The sequence below is a fragment of the Faecalibacterium sp. Marseille-Q4137 genome (assembly GCF_017377535.1).
Classification (GTDB): domain Bacteria; phylum Bacillota; class Clostridia; order Oscillospirales; family Ruminococcaceae; genus Faecalibacterium; species Faecalibacterium duncaniae.
The window spans coordinates 54803-73306 of sequence record NZ_JAFREK010000002.1; the positions used below are offsets into that span (position 1 = coordinate 54803).

16 protein-coding genes are annotated in these 18504 nt (G+C 58.7%); 4 read left to right on the forward strand and 12 right to left on the reverse strand.

The window, feature by feature from the left end:
* Positions 1 to 82 precede the first annotated feature (82 nt).
* The 4 genes from J3353_RS01320 to murC all read right to left on the reverse strand — a co-directional run bounded on the left by J3353_RS01320 (position 83) and on the right by murC (position 6848).
* On the reverse strand, positions 83 to 2836 hold the full coding sequence (locus J3353_RS01320; protein WP_242700803.1) for an insulinase family protein: 2754 nt from the start codon (positions 2834 to 2836) through the stop codon (positions 83 to 85).
* A 308-nt stretch (positions 2837 to 3144) separates the two neighbouring features.
* Entirely contained in the window at positions 3145 to 4395 is a 1251-nt protein-coding gene (locus J3353_RS01325) for an MFS transporter (protein ID WP_207683934.1), read from the reverse strand.
* Positions 4396 to 4400: 5 nt separating this feature from the next.
* On the reverse strand, positions 4401 to 5198 hold the full coding sequence (locus J3353_RS01330; RefSeq protein WP_005931300.1) for a zinc dependent phospholipase C family protein: 798 nt from the start codon (positions 5196 to 5198) through the stop codon (positions 4401 to 4403).
* A gap of 270 nt (positions 5199 to 5468) precedes the next feature.
* Entirely contained in the window at positions 5469 to 6848 is a 1380-nt protein-coding gene (murC, locus tag J3353_RS01335) for a UDP-N-acetylmuramate--L-alanine ligase (protein ID WP_035393696.1), read from the reverse strand.
* Between the two features lie 326 nt (positions 6849 to 7174).
* Here murC and J3353_RS01340 point away from each other — a divergent pair, with 326 nt between their 5' ends.
* Positions 7175 to 8020 (forward strand): DegV family protein, encoded by an 846-nt coding sequence (locus J3353_RS01340; RefSeq protein WP_097770415.1) that lies wholly within the window; start codon positions 7175 to 7177, stop codon positions 8018 to 8020.
* Positions 8021 to 8090: 70 nt separating this feature from the next.
* Here J3353_RS01340 and J3353_RS01345 read toward each other — a convergent pair whose 3' ends face one another.
* The 8 genes from J3353_RS01345 to J3353_RS01380 form a co-directional block, all read right to left on the reverse strand.
* Positions 8091 to 9761, reverse strand: a complete 1671-nt coding sequence (locus J3353_RS01345; protein ID WP_207683935.1) for an amino acid ABC transporter ATP-binding/permease protein — start codon at positions 9759 to 9761, stop codon at positions 8091 to 8093.
* Positions 9758 to 11491, reverse strand: a complete 1734-nt coding sequence (locus J3353_RS01350) for an ATP-binding cassette domain-containing protein (RefSeq protein ID WP_207683936.1) — start codon at positions 11489 to 11491, stop codon at positions 9758 to 9760. The genes J3353_RS01345 and J3353_RS01350 overlap by 4 nt, the downstream gene beginning before the upstream one ends.
* Positions 11488 to 11886, reverse strand: coding sequence for a metal-dependent transcriptional regulator (locus tag J3353_RS01355; protein ID WP_207683937.1), 399 nt, complete (start codon positions 11884 to 11886; stop codon positions 11488 to 11490). The genes J3353_RS01350 and J3353_RS01355 overlap by 4 nt, the downstream gene beginning before the upstream one ends.
* Positions 11887 to 12009: 123 nt before the next feature.
* Positions 12010 to 12180: a FeoB-associated Cys-rich membrane protein gene (locus J3353_RS01360; protein WP_005931317.1), complete on the reverse strand. Its 171-nt coding sequence runs from the start codon at positions 12178 to 12180 to the stop codon at positions 12010 to 12012.
* Between the two features lie 34 nt (positions 12181 to 12214).
* Positions 12215 to 14404: a ferrous iron transport protein B gene (gene feoB / locus J3353_RS01365; RefSeq protein WP_207683938.1), complete on the reverse strand. Its 2190-nt coding sequence runs from the start codon at positions 14402 to 14404 to the stop codon at positions 12215 to 12217.
* 25 nt (positions 14405 to 14429) lie between these two features.
* Complete coding sequence (locus J3353_RS01370; protein ID WP_005931321.1) at positions 14430 to 14651, reverse strand: FeoA family protein; 222 nt, start codon at positions 14649 to 14651, stop codon at positions 14430 to 14432.
* 79 nt (positions 14652 to 14730) lie between these two features.
* Entirely contained in the window at positions 14731 to 14946 is a 216-nt protein-coding gene (locus J3353_RS01375) for a FeoA family protein (RefSeq protein ID WP_005931323.1), read from the reverse strand.
* A 404-nt stretch (positions 14947 to 15350) separates the two neighbouring features.
* On the reverse strand, positions 15351 to 15929 hold the full coding sequence (locus J3353_RS01380) for a DUF3793 family protein (protein ID WP_098924643.1): 579 nt from the start codon (positions 15927 to 15929) through the stop codon (positions 15351 to 15353).
* A gap of 665 nt (positions 15930 to 16594) precedes the next feature.
* On the opposite strand from J3353_RS01380, the gene J3353_RS01385 reads away from it, so the two are divergent.
* The 3 genes from J3353_RS01385 to J3353_RS01395 all read left to right on the forward strand — a co-directional run bounded on the left by J3353_RS01385 (position 16595) and on the right by J3353_RS01395 (position 18499).
* Positions 16595 to 17116, forward strand: coding sequence for a GNAT family N-acetyltransferase (locus J3353_RS01385; protein ID WP_207683939.1), 522 nt, complete (start codon positions 16595 to 16597; stop codon positions 17114 to 17116).
* A complete protein-coding gene (locus tag J3353_RS01390; RefSeq protein ID WP_207683940.1) occupies positions 17113 to 17697 on the forward strand; it encodes a uridine kinase in 585 nt (194 codons plus the stop codon). The genes J3353_RS01385 and J3353_RS01390 overlap by 4 nt, the downstream gene beginning before the upstream one ends.
* A gap of 97 nt (positions 17698 to 17794) precedes the next feature.
* Complete coding sequence (locus J3353_RS01395; RefSeq protein WP_005931348.1) at positions 17795 to 18499, forward strand: ABC transporter ATP-binding protein; 705 nt, start codon at positions 17795 to 17797, stop codon at positions 18497 to 18499.
* Positions 18500 to 18504: the final 5 nt, after the last annotated feature.

An 18504-nucleotide genomic window follows, 5' to 3' on the forward strand; every position in this document is an offset into this window, starting at 1 on the left:
CAAAAAAGCAGGCACTCCGCCCGCCCCGTCCGGGGCAAAGGCAGAGTGCCTGCTTTCGTTACAGATTCAGTTTCGGTTCTGCTTACAGGGTCTCGATGCGGTCAAACAGCTGCTTGCCTGCTTCCACAGCGTCCTTGCTGCCAAAGGCTACACGGGTGGCGTTTGCCATCCGGTCTGCAAGGTCTGCGGCCTCTGCCCGGATCGTTTCAGCTGTCACGCTGCACATGGCCTTGCGGTCCGCGGCCAGCATGACATCGGTGATGCCGCAGAAGTACCGGCGGTCCAGCTCCTTGGCCTCAGCGTTGGGCTTTTTGGGCGAATCCATCTCGGACACCGCACCCACGATGAACTCGGTCAGGTCTTTTTCGGTGTACTCCCGGCCTGCCAGCACCTCGGGGGCCTTGGCAAAGGTCTCGTAGCTCTCGGTCAGGTGGGGGTCACGGTAGGTGTACAGTCCCTCGGTCTGGGCACGGGTCAGCATTCCGGTGCCGTAAGCGCCGCCCACCTCACGGATGTTGTGCCACAGGTATTCGTAGCTCATAATGCGGGCCAGCACCCGGCGGTCGGCCTGCCGCTCCATGGGCCAGGTCAGGATATCATAGTTCACTCCGCCGTCAATGATAAATGCCTCGTTCACGGGGGCCGTCAGCACCTCTGTGTAGGGCTTGGCAGCGGTGCGGCCCTGGGCAGCAAAGGCACTGCCGGGCAGCAGGGCACGCAGCTTTTCCAGCGCTTCCTCGCTGCCATGCAGGCTGACGGTCAGGGCTGCATGGTTCAGCACCTTTTCCCGCACCGCCTCCAGCTTTTTGCCCATGGCGGCCCAGTCGGCCCGTTCCAGCAGGTTACACAGGAAGTGGTATCCGGTCACGCCGCTGCACCGCTCACTCAGGGCATACTCCACTGAGTAGTGGGCGGCGGCACGCACGGCAGCGTACTGGTTGCCCTGCCGGATGAACTGCTGCTCCATGTTCAGCTTCTGCTGGCTCAGCACCCGGGCAAAGGCTTCCTCGGCCTTGGGGCCGGTCAGGCAGGTCTTATAGAGGTACTCACTGCCCAGCGCAATGGCCTTGTCCAGATTCCGCTCCAGCAGGCTCATGTTCCAGGTAAGCTTTGCGTGGCAGGGGTTGCCCTCCTGCCGCCCGGTCCAGAAGCTGATGCAGGCCATGCTGTTGCCCAGCCAGGTGGCGCGCTGGGTCTGCAGCTCCCGGGCAGTGTGCTCGGGGGTATCCAGCTCGTCCAGAATATCGGTCAGCAGGTCAAGATACTGCACCTCTTCCGGGGTGCACTCGCCCAGATCGTAGTAGAAATTCAGATACAGGCTGCCCTTGGAGGGGTGGTGCAGCAGCTCCGCACCGGCCAGCGGTTCCACCGTACCGGCAGCGCTCTTGTCACCATCGCCCAGGTCGGCCACGGTCAGCGGATGGTCCAGCACCAGCTTGCCGTCGTTGCGGGCAGGGGCAGCATCCTCTTCGTCCTTCTTGGGCAGGGCCGGGGTCTGGATCACCTGCACCGGCTCGGTCAGCAGCAGCTCCTTCAGCAGGTCATTGAACCAGCCGGTAGAAAGCTTCTCCCGCAGGGAAGCAAACAGCTTGTCGGTGTGGAGCAGCAGGGCCGGGTCTCCGGTGTGGAGCCAGCCGGTGGCGGCATAGATGGCATCCAGCACACCGTCGGGCAGGCTGCCCGGGCGCTCCAGGGAGGCAAACTCCATGGCGTTCAGGCTGGCCAGCAGCAGCTCCTCGGGGATGCCCCCTGCCAGCAGGTCGGTCACAGCCTGTTTCACGCCAGCTGCAAATTTGGGGGCAGTCTCTGCGGTGGCTCCCCGCAGCACCAACTCCAGCGTGGGCTGCAGGGTGCTGTCGTCAAAGCCAATGTCAATATCCGCCCCCAGCTTCTGCTCCAGCAGAGCTGCCTTCAGCGGGGACTGGTTGGTGCCCAGCAGGGCATCCAGCAGGATCTCCACGCCCAGCTGGCGCTCCCGGTCAGCAAACGCGCCGGTGTACCAGGCCAGCGCACACTGCACCTGATCCGGCTCGGGGTTTTCGGTGTAGTACGGGATGTGCACACGCACGCCGTTCTGCTGATCCTGCACCGTCAGCCGGGGGTGGCTGGTTCCCTTGGGCATCCTGCTCAGGTAGTGCTCATCCAGAAACGCCAGCTTCTCGGCCATATCCATCTTGCCGTACAGGGTGATGCAGCAGTTGTCGGCGCTGTAATGGCGGCGGTACACCCGCTGGTATTTTTCATAGGTCAGGGCCGGGATGGAGGCCGGGTCGCCGCCGGACACAAAGCCGTAGGCCGTATCCGGGAACATGGCCCGCTCCAGCGCGTTCTGCAGCTGCGCGTCCGGGGAGGCCAGCGCACCCTGCATCTCATTGTAGACCACACCGCTCACCGTGCCGTCCGCGTCCCGGTGCCAGCCCTCCTGCTCGAACACGGCCTTGTCCACCATGGCCAGCGGGCAGAACACAGCGTTCAGGTACACATCCATCAGGTTCTTGAAATCGGTCTCGTTGGGGGTGGCAAAGGGGTACACGGTCTTGTCCGGGAAGGTCATGGCGTTCAGGAAGGAAGCCATGCTGCTCTTGAGCAGCTGCAAAAAAGGCGAGGTCACGGGGTACTTCTCGCTGCCCGCCAGCACCGAGTGCTCCAGAATGTGGAACACACCGGTGTCGTCGGAGGGGAAGGTGCCGAAGCCGATGCCGAACGCCTTGTTGGTGTCCTCGTTCTCCACCAGCAGGACAGTGGCCCCGCTCACATCGTGGTTCAGAACCGTCAGCACACCGTGCTGCTCCGGGCAGTCCTCGCGGCGCACCAGCGTATAACCGGGATAGTTCATGTTGTTTCTCCTTTGGGTCATATTTTTTCAAAGTGTTTGGCCCTATTGTACCACGCCTTCCGGTAAGACGCAACGAACAAAAAAGGTGAGCGTCCTCACCCTCTCAGGCGCTTCGCGCCAGCTCCCCCAAAGGGGGAGCTTCTGACGAAACCACAGACTTTGCAATCACTGCCAAGGCCTCGCCCTTCGGGAGAGGTGGCAGCGCGCCAGCGCTGACGGAGAGGGTGAGCCAGCTTCCGGGGACATGAAAAAGGCTCCCCCTTCGGGGGAGCTGGCAAAGCCGAAGGCTTTGACTGAGAGGGTTGTTTTTACTTTTGATCCGACACCCGGAACAGCACGAATCCCACAATGAACAGCACGATCAGGCTGCCCACACCCACATTGGCGCTGCCGGTCAGCTGGCTGCCCACACTGACGATCATGGTGCCCAGAAAGGATGCGCCCTTGCCGCAGATATCGAACAGGCCGAAGTACTCGCCCGATTTTTCCGGCGGAATGATCTTGGCAAAATGGCTCCGGCTCAGCGCCTGGATGCCGCCCTGGAACATGCCCACCACAACGGCCAGCACCCAGAACTGCCACTGGTGCTTCAGGAAAAAGGCAAACAGCGCAATGCCCGCGTAGGCCGCGATGCAGACCGGGATAAGGGTGCCCGAGGGGTATTGCCCGCTCAGCCGCCCGAACACCAGTGCCGAGGGGAAGGCCACGATCTGGGTGACCAGCAGCGCCAGCAGCAGGCCGGTGGTGTCCAGCCCCAGGGCCGTGCCGTAGGCCGTGGCCATATCGATGATGGTGTACACACCATCGATGTAGCAGAAAAAGGCCAGCAGGAACCAGAACACCTGCCTGTCCTCTTTCAGGTGGCGGAGGGTGTGACCGATGCGGGCAAAGCTCTGCCGGATGGCATGTTCCTGCACCTCCACAAAGTGCACCTGCTTATACTGGCGCAGCAGGGGCAGGGTGGTCACCAGCCACCAGGCGGCGGTGATAAAGAGAGCAAGGTTCAGCGCCGTCATCTGGGAGATGCCGATGCTCCCGGCCCCCAGCACCAGCGCCAGACAGATCACAAAGGGCACACAGCTGCCAATGTAGCCCCAGGCATAGCCTTTGGAGGAGACCTCATCCATCCGGTCCGGCACAGTCACATCACTGAGCATGGAATCATAGAACACCAGACTGCCCGAAAAGCCCACCTTGGCAAAGATGAAGATGAGCAGGAACGGCAGCCAGGTGCTTGCCATCCCCATGGCGCAGCAGCCGATCACACCCACTGCCACGCAGAAGGTGAAGATGGGCTTTTTGAAGTTGCGGGTATCGGCCAGTGTGCCAAGGATCGGGCTGAGCACCGCCGTGATGACTGTGACCACCGAGGCGGCATAGCCCCAGTAGGCCAGATACTCCACCGAGCTCAAGCCGCCCCCCTCAGCCAGTGCGTTGAAGAAGATGGGGATCAGCGTTGCCACCAGCAGCACAAACGCCGAGTTGCCCACATCGTATAAGATCCACGCCCGTTCCAGGCCGGTCAGGCGAAATTTTTGCTTTGCTTCGTTCATTTGCATCCCTCTCAAAATTCTCCGAAGGTGTGGTCATAGGCCTTGTCCAGCGGTGCGCCGTTGGAGAGCCCTTCCACATATTCCGTGATGAGCCGCACCGCCAGCGGGAGAGCCTGCTGATACAGCGCTTCCAGCTCTTTGTCGCTGGCCTCGCACCGGGGATTGGGCTGGAGGTTCGCCACCAGCCCGTGCATGACATCATAGGTACCTGCCGCTTTCAGGGCCGTCAACACCACCCAGCGCTTGACCGGGCTGGTAGCCTGCAGCAGATGGTGCACCCGCACCATGCCCCGCATGGCTCCGTAGGTCTCGTCTGCCGTGACATTTTCGTAGAACGGCGCAATGATCTTTGCAAACTCCCGGTTGGGGCGGATATGCCCCGCTGTGAAAAAGTGCATCGGGTCAAGCCCGTCCTCCCGCATCAGCTGGTTGTCAAACTCCGTCTCGATCTCACAGTGGCTCACACCGCTTTCCCGGGTGTAGCGCTCCACATAGGGGTGGCAGGTGCTGTCCAGTGCAAAGTGGCAGACGAACCCCAGCGCATAGGCCAACGCGGCATTCTTGTTGCGGGCCGTGTTCACCACGCCCCGGGCCCGGGTAAAGAACACCCGGCCCGGCTGCTCGTGCATGGCGTTGCCCAGCCGGTTCACGGGGTTGGACTGCAATGCCCGGTAGTAGAACATCAGGTCAGGCCCGTGCAGGCCCATATCATACAGCGGCCGGTACGGGGTGATCTTTTCCCGCAGCTCCCTGGGCAGCTGCACCAGAACATCCGCACCAAAGCGGCGGTGTGCATACGTAGATGGCATATCCTCTCTCCTCCTTTTCGTACCAGAATCAGTATAGCAGAATCCCACCCCAGCCGCCACCCTTCCGGGTCTGATTTGTGTAAAATTTTTGAGATATTTTTCATCACGCCCATCCCATAGCGCAAAAACGCCCCGCCGGTCTCCCGGCAGGGCGCTTTCGCAGGGTGGTATTGCAGACCAGTTCGGTCTGTGAAACGTCCGGCAGCCAAAAGCCGCCGAGCGTTTTTGACCCGGCGGCTTTCAGCTATTCCAAACAATCAGTCCTTACGATCAGTCTTTTTTCACCATCATCTTGCTGGCCTTATAGATATCGCCGCAGCCCAGAGTGATGACCAGATCGCCCTCCCGGGCGTTCTGTTTGACCCAGTCAGCGGCAGCCTCCAGGCTGTCTACCAGCACAGAGTTGGGGATCTGCGCCGCCAGCTTTGCGCTGGTAATGGTGGGGTCGTTGGGCTCGCGGCTACCCATGATGGGGGTGATCACCGTGATATCAGGGATCTTGAACACATCCACAAAGTCGTTGAACAGCATCTTGGTCCGGCTGTATGTAAACGGCTGATGGACTGCGATGACACGATTGTAGCCCAGCTCCTTGGCGGTGTTCAGGGTCGCGCGGATCTCGGTGGGATGGTGGGCGTAGTCGTCCACGACCACTGCGCCGTTGCACTCGCCGTAGACCTCAAAACGGCGGCCTGCCCCCTTGAAGTTCAGGGCAGCGTTGGCGCACTCCTCCACGGTCAGGCCCACAGAGCGGCAGACAGCACACATGGCCAGTGCATTGTAAATGTTGTGGCGGCCCGGCACTGCCAGACGGATGTGGCCCAGCTCATTGGTATCCCACTCCTTCAGATCAAATTCAAAGAAGCCGGGCTTGTACTCCTGCACGTTGACAGCACGATAGTCGGCCGCATTGTCAATGGCAAAGGTACGCACGCGGCGGTCCAGGGTGTACATGACATCCATGGTGTTCTTGTCGTCCGCATTGGCAAAGATCATAAAATGGGTCATCAGGGCAAAGCGCTTGAAGGCAAACTTCAGCTCGCCCATGCTGCCGTAATAGTCCAGATGGTCGTTATCGATGTTCAGCACCACGGACATATAGGGGGTCAGCTTGAGGAAGGTCTCGGAGAACTCGCAGGCCTCGATGACGATATCATCACCCTTGCCGGCTTTGCCGTAGCCGCCGATGAGGGGCAGCTTGCCGCCGATGACTGCAGAGGGATCACGACCTGCCAGCTCCAGTGCGGTGGTGATCATGGAAGTCGTGGTGGTCTTGCCGTGGGTGCCGGAAACGCAGATGCTGTCCTTGTACAGGCGGCTCACATAGCCCAGCAGAACACTGCGCTCCACAGTGGGGATGCCATAGGAAGCGGCGGCGTTCAGCTCCACGTTGTCCTTGGCAATGGCGGCAGAGTAGACCACCAGATCAGAGCCGATCACGTTGTCCGCAGCATGACCCAGGCTGACCTTCACGCCCATCTCCCGCTCCGAGCGGATGATGCTGCCGTCCAGCACATCGCTGCCGGAGATATCATATCCCTTGGCAGTGAGGATCTGGATCAGCGGATACATACCGCTGCCGCCGCAGCCGATGAAGTGGATCTTTTTTACATGATCCAGCAGATGCATGGTATAATCAGTAACGAACATAAGCAGGCAAACCTCCAATAAACAAACGGCCGCAAGGCAGACCGAATCCATCTTAATTCTTGTGTACTACTTATTATATAATTTTTGGCCGACAAAATAAACAGTTCCGAGCGAATTTTCGGAAAGAACCAGAAACTCCGGCACATTTTTGTGACAACTGTACAGATATCCCATGGATTTTCGCCCCTTTTGCACACTTCATAAAAGATTTACATTTTTTATCGGCTTGATAGCTAACAATTTTGAAGCATTTGTGGTATGATAGCTGTAAATTTTGAACTATCACGCTGCCGCCGGACGCGCGGCTGGAAAAGAGGAATCTCATTTTGAACATCAAGATCACTGCGGACAGCACCTGCGATCTGTCCGAAGCGCTGCTCCGGCAGTGGAACATCAGCCTGATCCCCATGCACATCCTCATGGGGGAGGAAAGCTATCTGGACGGCGTTACCATCCACCCCGCCGATGTATTCGCCCATGCCCAGAACGGCGGCAAAATGCCCAAATCCGCCGCCCCCAATCTGGTGGAATACACCGACTTCCTCGCCCCCTTTGCCAGAGACTACGATGCCGTCATCCACATCAATGTCGGCTCCAAATTCTCCTCCTGCTTCCAGAACGCCCGGCTGGCGGCGCAGGAGTTCGGCAACGTCTATGTTGTGGACAGCGAGAATATCTGCACCGGGCAGGGCTATCTCGTCCTGCAGGCAGCCAAGTGGGCCGCTGACGGCCTGCCGCCCAAGAACATTTCCATGCGCTTACAGGGCCTTGCCAAGCGGGTCGAGTTGAGCTTTGTACTCAACCAGTTGGACTACATGGCCAAAAGCGGCCGCTGCTCCGGCGTGCTGGCCTTCGGGGCCAACATTCTGGGCATCAAGCCCAGCCTGGCCGTCATCGATGGTGAACTGAAAGTCGTGCGGAAGTACCGGGGCAGTCTGCCCATCTGCGTGGGCAAGTACATCACCGACCAGCTGGCGAACCGGGAGGACATCGACCGCAGCATGGTGTTCATCTCTTCCACCCAGGCAAAGCCCGGCTGCATGGAGGCCATCAAGGCCGGACTGCGGCAGTACGGCAATTTTGAGAATGTTTACGAGACCGACATCGGCACCACCATCGGCGGCTATTCCGGCCCCGGTACCATCGGCATCGTGTTCGCACGCAAGCAGTAAATTTCTCCCTGCACACAAAAAAGACGCGCTCATCACAGAGCGCGTCTTTTTTGCATGATATCCGGTTTTCTCAGCTCAGCCGTCCGCTCTCTACCGAGAAGCTCAGGTCGGCCACGGCCATGGTGGATCTGCGATGGGAGACCAGCAGGACAGTCTTTTCCCTGCACTCATCCCGCACGGCCTTGAGGATGATTCCTTCGTTCAGGCTGTCCAGATTGGAGGTAGGCTCGTCCAGCAGGAGAAAGGGTGCATCGTGCAGGAAGGCACGGGCCACACCGATGCGCTGGCGCTCACCGCCGGAGAGTGCACCGCCCAGCTCGCCCACAGGGGTATCATATCCCTTGGGCAGGCTGTTGATAAAGCCATCCAGCGCGGCCTTTCTGCAGGCAGCCTCCACCTCGGCACGGGTGGCATCGCGCCGGGCGATCCGGATGTTGTTTTCTATGGTATCGTCAAACAGCTCCGTTTCCTGGGTCACAAGACTTTCCTGGGCGCGCAGGGCGGCAGTGTTCACGGTGCGGATGTCACGTTCACCAAACCGGATGGTGCCGCTGCTCACATCCCAGAAGCGCATGAGCAGCCGCAGAAAGGTGGATTTGCCGCTGCCGGAGCGGCCCGTGATGCCCACGATCTTCTTTTCCGGGATGGTCAGGCTCAGGTCGTGGAGCACCTCTTCCTTGGCGTAGGCAAAGCTGACATGTTCAGCCTGTGCACCGGTAAAGGTGGTATCCGCGCCGTCGGTCACATCGGCAGTCACGGGGTCCTCGTCCAGCAGGTCAAGGACACGGTCGGCACTGGCGAACACCTGGGTCAGGCTGGCACCGAGGTTGGCCAGCGCCACCACCGGGCCAAAGGAGCTCAGGGCCGACAGGGTGCAGACCAGCACCCCCTCCGCGCCCAGCTGGCCATTCTGATACAGCCGGATGCTCACCCCCAGCACAGCCAGCGCCGTCAGTACGATGAGGGTGTTGGCGGCACCCACGGTCACGCCCTCGCGGTACTTCATGGCCTTCTGCTTCTCCCCCAGCGTCTCGCTGTGGGCCGTGATGCCCTCGGCGCGCGCGGCGGTGTTCTGGTACTGCAGAATATCCCGCAGGCCGCGCAGGCTTTCCAGCAGATAGCTGTTGGTGTCGGCCAGGGCCTGCCGGTACTCGCGGGCGGCTTTGTCGCCCCGTCTGGCAGACCACACCGGCAGAGCAATGCCCACCAGCAGATAGCCTGCCAGCAGCACCAGTGCGGGCAGAATATGATAACTGGCCGTAAAGCAGGTCATGCCGGTCACACAGAGGATTGCGATGCAGACCGGCGAAATGGTGTGGGCATAGAACACCTCCAGCTGCTCGATGTCGGCGGTGATCAGGGAGATCAGGTCGCCCCGGTCACGGCCCTCCAGCTTGGCGGGGGTCAGGCGGCGGAGCGCGCCGAACACCTTATCCCGGATGAGGGCCAGCAGCTTGAAGGCGATATAGTGGTTGGAGGCCTGCTCTGCGTAGCGCAGCACGCCGCGCAGCAGGGCAAAGACAAGGATGCAGACAAATGCCGTGCCCACGCCTGCCAGCGGGCTGGGCAGGCCTGCCGCCGTGAGCAGGGCAAAGCCGCCGAAGATCGTGATAAAGGTGGCGCAGAAATGGCCGATGACCCCCATGACAATGGCTGCCAGCATGATGGGCAGCATGGGCCGGACCAGCACGATCAGCCGTGCGGCAATGGCAAACGGACTGCGGTGTTTTGTGTTGTTCATGCGCTCACCTCCCCAAGGTCTTCCAGCTGTTTCTGGGCGTTGTACAGGCGGCTGTACACCCCCTGTGCCGCCAGCAGGTCGTTGTGCGTTCCCTGCTCGGCGATGCGGCCTGCCTCCAGCACATAGATGCAGTCGCTGTCCACCACATTGGCCAGACGGTGGGAGATCAGGATCACTGTTTTCTTTCCCGCCAGGCTGTGGATGGCTTTCATGATATCGTTCTCGCTCTCGGCATCCACATTGGAGGTTGCCTCGTCGAACACATAGATGGGTGAATCATGAAGCAGGGCACGGGCCATGGCAAGGCGCTGGCGCTGCCCGCCGGACAGGTTGGAGCCGCCTTCGTGGAGCGCCGTTGCAAGGCCGCTCTGGCTGCGGCAGAAGTCTGCAAGGTTCACCTGCTCCAGGGCCGCCCAGAGCTCGGCTTCGGCTGCATCGGGCCGGGCCATCCGGAGGTTGGCCTCCACCGTGCCCTTGAAGATGGCCGCATTGTGGGGCACCAGTGTCAGCAGGCGCAGGCGGTCGGCCTGCTTCCATTCGCTGACCGGGATGCCGCCCAGCGTGACCTTTCCCTCCGTCGCGGTGCGGGCACCGGACAGGATGGCCGCTATGGTGCTCTTGCCGCAGCCGCTTTCGCCCACCAGCGAGACAAAGCTGCCCTGCGGGATGGTCAGGGACACATCGTGCAGGATGGTGCGCTCCTTCTCGTAACCAAAAGTGACATGCTCCAGCGCAAGGGTGCTGTCGGCCGGGTCGGCAGTCTTTTCGCCATCTTCAGGCTCCTGGGCAGAGAGCAGCCTGAAGATTTTCTCAGCCGAAGCCGCACCATTCATGGCAATGTGGAAGTAGCTGCCCAGCAGGCGCAGGGGCAGGAAGAAATCCGCCGCCAGCAGGAGGATGGTCAGGGCGCTGGTCAGGCTGAGCTGGCCTTTGGCAAAGGCCGATGCCGCGCTGATGATGCCCAGACCCGCACCGCCGTAGGCCATCAGGTCCATCAGGGTCACGCTGTTCAGCTGCATGGTCAGCACCTTCATCGTGATCTTGCGGAACCGCTCGGCCTGGGCATTCATCTCCTCGTGCTTCCAGCCGTCTGCCTGATAGATCTTCAGGGTGGTCAGGCCCTGGATATTCTCCAGAAAGCTGTCGCCCAGGGTGGTGTACTCGCCCCAGTAGTTCGTCAGCAGCTTCTTTGCAAACTTCTGCACCGCCACAATGGATAGGGGGATGAGCGGCACACAGCACAGCAGAAGGATGGCCGAGCGCGCGTGCACGCCCACCAGCAGCACAAACAGGGTCACCGGGGCCAGCAGGCTGTAAAACAGCTGGGGCAGATACTTTGCAAAGTAGGTGTCGATCTGCTCCACCCCCTCACTGGTCAGCATCACGGCTTCACTGGTGGCCACCGTCTCGCTGTAACCGGCCCCCAGCCGGGTGAGCTTTGCATAGATGCTGCTGCGCAGGGTGCGCTTGACATCCTTGGAAGCCCGGTTGCTCATATCGGAGGCGCAGAGGGTAAGGCCATAGCGCACCGGCACAGTCAGCAGGCAGAGCAGCATCCCCTGCCAGAGGGCATTGCCGGTCAGGCTGCCCGCAAACACGCCGCCGATGAGGCGGGATACCGTCATCACCAGCACCACATTGCACAGCATCCCCAGCCACTGGAACAGCACGTTCAGCCCCACATAGCGCAGGGCCTTCCGATCGAAGGAAAGCAGTTTCTTGTTGATCACGAAACGTTCTCCTTTTCAGATTCATCCAGGCCGAACAAGCGGTCATATTCGCCGGTAAAAGCCCGTTCGGGCAGGGCCGAAGTCAGGGCCAAAGCGGCATTATAGCGTTCCTCCTCGGTCATGTCGATGCGCACAGGCGGAAAATGCGTCAGCACCGTTTCCAGTTGAGCCCTGACCGCCTTTGCCACAAAGATGCCCCGATCGGTCAGATAGATCTTGCCATAGTGTTCCTTCACGATCATTCCCCGATCCATCAGCAGGTTCATAATACGCACCACGCTGGGCTTAGTCACGTTCAGCTTTTCGGCAATGCTGCGGGAGCAGATATCCAGATGCGTCTGGGAGACCTCATAGATGGCCAGGAGATACCGCAGATGGGCTGCTGTCAGTTCCATAGTATCACTCTCTTCTATAATAATGTAAGCCGCTTCCAGTGTTATCCAAAACTAACTTTTTTCATTCTAAAAAAGGGCGCGGGCCGATTGGATGTTCGACCCGCGCCCAGCGGTTTTTACCGATCAGTGGCAGCCGCTGCAGCCGCCGCAATTGCCATTGCAGCCGCCTTCGCCGCAGCCCCCACAGCCGCCATGCTTGTGGGAGTGCCATGTGGCCCAGCCCACACCGCCAAACACGATAGCACCTACAATAATGGTAGGCAGATTAAAGTTCGTGGCCAGGAATTCCATCATACAGAACACACCCTTTCAAACTGGACAGATGATTTTACTTGATCTTGGAAACGTCGATCTTGACCTCGTTGTCGCCAACGTACTTGTTGGGGCGGAACATCAGGTACAGGAATGCGGCAAAAATCACGATTGCCACGATGGTGAAGAAGTTGAAGCCAACCTCACCGGTGATCAGGCCGCCGATCTGGTACACGACCAGAGCCGCGCAGTAAGCCAGAGCGCACATATAACCGATGGCGATGGCAGTCCACTTGCCGTTGTTCATCTCACGCTTGATCGCGCCCATAGCGGCAAAGCAGGGAGCGCACAGCAGGTTGAAGATCATAAAGGCGTAAGCGGACAGAGCGGTGTAATCCTGCGCAACTGCTGCCCAGATCTCATCACCGTTCTCAGACAGCTCGCCGCCGAAGTGATACAGAACACCGAAGGTGCCAACCACGTTCTCCTTTGCGATCAGACCAGAGACGGAAGCAACGGTTGCACGCCAGTTGCCGAAGCCCAGAGGAGCGAAGATCCAGGCGATCTTGGTAGCGATAGCGGCCAGGACGGAGTTGTCCTGATCCTCGACCATGCCGAAGGCACCATTCTCGAAACCGAAGCCCTGCAGGAACCACAGCACAACGGTAGCTGCCAGAATGACGGAACCGGCGCGCTTGATGAAGGACCAGCCGCGCTCCCAGGTGGCACGGAAAACGTTGCCCCATGCAGGCACATGGTAAGCGGGCAGCTCCATAACGAAGGGTGCGGGGTCGCCAGCGAAGAGCTTGGTCTTCTTCAGAATAACACCGGAGCAAATGATGGCAGCCATGCCGATGAAGTAAGCGGAAACAGCAACCAGAGAGGAACCACCGAACATTGCACCTGCGATCAGGCCGATGATGGGCATCTTAGCGCCGCAGGGGATGAAGCAGGTGGTCATAATGGTCATACGGCGGTCACGCTCGTTCTCGATGGTACGGGAAGCCATAACACCGGGCACGCCGCAGCCGGTACCAACCAGCACGGGGATGAAGCTCTTACCAGACAGGCCGAAACGGCGGAAGATACGGTCCATGATGAAGGCGACACGGGACATATAGCCCACATCCTCCAGGATGGACAGCAGGAAGAACAGAACCAGCATCTGGGGAACGAAGCCCAGCACCGCGCCGACACCGGCCACGATACCGTCCATGATCAGACCGTACAGCCAGCCTGCCACACCGATGCTCTCCAGGAAGCCGCCCAGCGCGCCCGGCACGATCTCACCAAACAGGACATCGTTGGTCCATTCGGTCGCAAAGGTGCCGATAGCCCAGCCGCCATCTGCAATGGAGGTGCCCATGGACAGGGAGTACATCAGGAACATGACCAGCGCGAAGATGGGCAGAGCCAGCACACGGTTGGTCACGATCTGGTCGATCTTGTCAGAAGCAGTCAGGTGCTCCACACGGGCCTTTTTCTTGACGGCCTTGTCAACGACACCGTTGATGTAGGAGTAGCGCTGGTTGGTGATGATGCTCTCCGCATCATCGTCCATCTCCTTCTCGCAGTCTTTGATGTGCTCATCAATGTGGTCAGCCAGAGCCTTGTCGAGCTTCAGCTCTTCCACGACCTTCTCATCCCGCTCGAACAACTTGACCGCATACCAGCGCAGGAAGCGGTCATCGACCTTGCCCTGGATGGACTCCTCGATGTGTGCAATGGCATGCTCCACACTGCCGGTAAAGACATGGGGCAACTCACCGGCCTTCTGCTTCTGGGCAGCGGCAACCGCAGCCTTGGCAGCAGCCTCGGTGCCCTCGCCCTTCAGTGCGCTGATCTCAACTGCCTGGCAGCCCAGCTCGCTGCTCAGCTTCTTCAGGTCGATCTTATCGCCGTTCTTGCGGACCAGATCGATCATGTTGACCGCCATAACAACGGGGATGCCCAGCTCGATCAGCTGGGTGGTCAGGTAGAGGTTGCGCTCAATGTTGGTGCCATCGATGATGTTCAGGATGGCATCGGGCTTCTCCTTGACCAGGTAAGTACGGGAGACGACCTCCTCCAGCGTGTAGGGAGACAGGGAGTAGATACCGGGCAGGTCCTGGATGATGACATCCTTATCGCCCTTCAGCTTGCCTTCCTTCTTTTCCACGGTAACGCCGGGCCAGTTGCCAACGTACTGGTTGGAGCCGGTCAGGTTATTGAACAGGGTAGTCTTGCCGCAGTTCGGGTTACCGGCCAGTGCAATTTTAATACTCATTGCGTGTCCTTTCCTCTCTTTGGAATCAAACCACTTCGATCATTTCAGCGTCGGCCTTGCGCACACTCAGTTCGTAGTTGCGCACGGTCAGCTCCATGGGGTCGCCCAGAGGTGCCACCTTACGGACATAGATCTCAACACCCTTGGTGATGCCCATGTCCATGATGCGGCGCTTGACCGGGCCTTCGCCATGCAGGCGAGCCACGGTGCAGGTCTCGCCGACCTTCACGTCCTTCAGAGTTTTCATGCAAATTTCCTCCTCTACTTGTCTTTATTCAGAGACCATTCCAGTGTCGGAGCAGGTCCCAAACAGCGTGCTGCGCTGTTCAGCCGATCATAATGCGATTTGCCATCGTCCTGTCGAGTGCCAGACGGCTTTCCTTGACCTGTACGATCAGGTTGCCTGCGATCTCATTGACTACGGTCACCTCGCTGTCCACCACAAAACCAAGCTCTGCCAGATGCAGGCGGACTTCATCTTTGCCGGTAATCTTCTTGATGGTGACGGTCTCGCCCGCCTTCGCCATTGTCAGAGGCATCATAACATTCCACTCCCTTTTTCATACTGTTTGTGGGCTGCTGATGCACCGGAGCGGTTAGTCAGTCGGAACTATCAGCATGGATAGTTTACGCTTACTAACCTTTGTTGTCAATAGTTTTTTCATCATTAAAAGTTAGTTTATATGAACAAACAGTTTTTCTGCCCAAATATCCCAGTTTTTTCATCACAATCAACAACAACTAACTCAAATTCCTGAGCAAAAGTTAGCCATTGTTTACATTTTACCGTCATTTTTTCTATCCATGAAATGACACAGCCGCCCGGCGCAGTAGTCAAGGCTGCAACGGACGGCCGCGTGTCAAAAGGAGGATTTCTTCCCGCCGGAGCGTGGTTTGTTCCGGTGGGTGCCAGGATAAAAAGAGAGTATTGGTAGAGAATGACTTGTCAAGCCGCCACAGCAAGGCGGAAAATGGGGGTGCCCTCATGGAACAGGCGCAGATACACTCTGGTGCACTTGTTCAACTGGGCAAAATGACGTGCGGCGGCATCAGGGTCGCCGTAAGCCTTCCAGCAGCCGCAGCAGGTGAAGTTGCGGCCCTGATTTTCGATAAAGCCCACCACATCGGTGAGCGGATAACCAAGAAACACACCGATCTCATGGGGAAAATCGGCTTCGCAGCACAGCCGCCGGGACAGCTGCCGCAGCATACCGTCACAATCGGAAGCATCTTCCGGCAGGGCATAGCCCTCGCGTTGCAGGAACTCCCGCACCGCCTCATCGGCCAACACCTGACGCAGGCGGCTCTCGCGGTAAACATAAATGAGATACCGGTGGGTTTGAGCACAGCCCTTGAGGACCCGGACCTTCAGCCCCTTCTCCCCCAGCTGGTCATTCCAGCGGTGCACCCGGGCAGCCAGGTCGGCACAGTCCCGGGTCTCATAGCGGAACAGCCCGGCAGGTTTCAGTCCTGCCAGCACCGGCGCGCACTGTTCGATCATCACGGTCTCAAAATTACGCTCCATGGCTGCTTTCCTCCGCTCTCGTTTTCTTCAGGAACAGCGTTCCCCGCCGCTCCGCATTCTATGCAGGTGCAGCAGTTAGATATTTCTAACCTCGAACTCTAAAAGAATGCGGCACAGACCATTTGTCTGCTGACCGCCTCACGGTTAGTTATTTCTAACGTGGCATTATCTTACCACAGCATTGGGGTGGTGTCAAGGGGTTTTGACAAGTTTTCTGCATCAAACTTTTTGCGCGTGTTGCGGCGTGTCGAAATTCATGGTATAGTATAGTCAGCCGCCCGCATAGGCGGCGAAGGCGCTGTGTCCAAAACGCAGGCGGCAGCCCACTTGCCGGTACCTAGGTGCCGGGAATGGCTGGTTTCTTGAAGAGTTGCCCGCTCCCCGGATGCCTAAGGGCGGAAAGGGGGTGAGGACCATGAGTTTTTCGGATGTTGCAGTTTTGCTGACATTGATCGGTGGAACAATTTTTGTAACGTTTCAGATTACATGGACAATCGCCACAAGCGATAAAAAACGCAAGAAAAAATGACCGCCTCGAAGTTCCCCAACCCAGAGCGGTCATTTTTCTTGACTAATTTGGCAAGGGGCTAGTCGTTTGCGGCCAGCGCCTTTTCTATTTGTAGTATAGTCAATTTTTAACGATTTGTCAAGAAGGAGCGTTTTCCATGACTTTCACACCTTTTGAAACCACCCGGCTTCGCCTGCGCCCGCAGGAAGCTCGGGATGCCGGTTTTGCACTCTGCATCTGGGGTGACCCCATCACCGGAAAATATTTGTCCGACCCGGTGCTGGACGATATCGATGACCTGAACGAATATATGGAATTGCTCCGCAACCTGAGCGACAGCACAGACTGCTATTATGTCATTGCAGAGGACAAAGTCACCCACCAGCCCATTGGTACCTGCTGTGCTGTGGTCAAGGATGGCGGCAGCTGCTGGGATATCGGTTACTGCATCCACCCTACCTGCTGGCGCAAGGGTTATGCCAAAGAAATGGTAAACGCTCTGGTGCAGTTCGGTGCACAGAACGGTATAAAAACCGTTCTGGCCGATGTTGCCGCCGAAAATGCCGGTTCCTGCGGCGTGATGCGTGCACTAGGTTTCACGCCCACTGAAAATGGAACCTTCCGCCGAAGCGGCTCCCAGACCGAATACAAAAATCTGACGTTTAAGAAGGAATTATGATTTCAACCACCCTTTTCCCTCTCGTAGAAAAACTCTCCAATTTTCTCTCTGCCCATCCCGATCACCCGGTGCTGGTGGCGCTGGACGGCCGGTGCGGCAGCGGCAAAACCACGCTGGCGGCACAGCTGGCCCGGCAGTTTTCCCAGAGCATCACGGTGCATACCGATGACTTCTATCTTCCCCCAGCCAGCCGTGTAGCAAACTGGGAGCAGATCCCTTGCGCCAACATGGACTTGGAGCGTCTGCGTGCCCAGGTGCTCACCCCCGCCCGGGCCGGGCAGGCCGTCCCCTACCGTGCCTACTCCTGCCGGGCGGGTGCCTACCTGCCGGAACAATGCTTTGCGCCCCAGCCGCTGGTCATCGTGGAGGGCAGTTACAGCTGCCACCCCACCCTTGCGGACTGTTATGATCTGAAGGTTTTCGTCACCTGCTCCAAGGAAGAGCAGGCCCGCCGTCTGCTGGCGCGGGAGGGAGAACGCTATTCCGGCTTCACCGCCCGGTGGATCCCGCTGGAAGAGGGGTATTTCGCAAAATTCCAGATCGAGCAGACCGTTGACTTTATCCTTGATACGACCTGTTAACTTTTTGCAAATTCCAGCGCTCTGCCCCTGCAAACCTGCTGCAAAATATGTTATAGTTAGGATGGAACAATAATTTTTTCAAGGCAAGGAGCAGCATATGGAACATTTTGTGCAGTTTGAGGATGTTTCCAAATATTATCAGACCGGCAGTGTCCGCATTGCGGCGGCCGATCACCTGAATTTTTATGTAGACAAGGGCGAGTTTTGCATCATTGTGGGGCCCTCGGGTGCAGGCAAGACCACCCTGCTGAACATTCTGGGCGGCATGGACACCTGCGACGAGGGCCATGTCTGGCTGGATGGGCAAGATGTGAGCCATTTTTCCGAAAAAGAGCTCACCACCTACCGCCGGTATGATGTTGGCTTCGTCTTCCAGTTCTACAATCTGGTGCAGAATCTGACTGCACTGGAAAATGTGGAGCTGGCCAGCGAGATCTGCCGTGATCCGCTGGACCCCGCCGCCACGCTGGAAAGTGTGGGTCTGGGCGAGCGGCTCAACAACTTCCCTGCCCAGCTTTCGGGCGGCGAGCAGCAGCGCGTTTCCATTGCCCGGGCGCTGGCCAAGAACCCCAAGCTCCTGCTCTGCGATGAGCCCACCGGTGCGCTGGACTACAAGACCGGCAAGCAGGTGCTGGCCCTGCTCCAGCGCACCTGCCGCGAAACAGGGCGCACCGTCATCGTCATTACCCACAACACGGCCCTGACGGCCATGGCGGACCGGATCATCCAGGTCAAGAGCGGACAGATCCTGTCCAACAAGGTCAACGAACACCCGGTGCCGGTGGAACAGATCGAGTGGTGACCGCT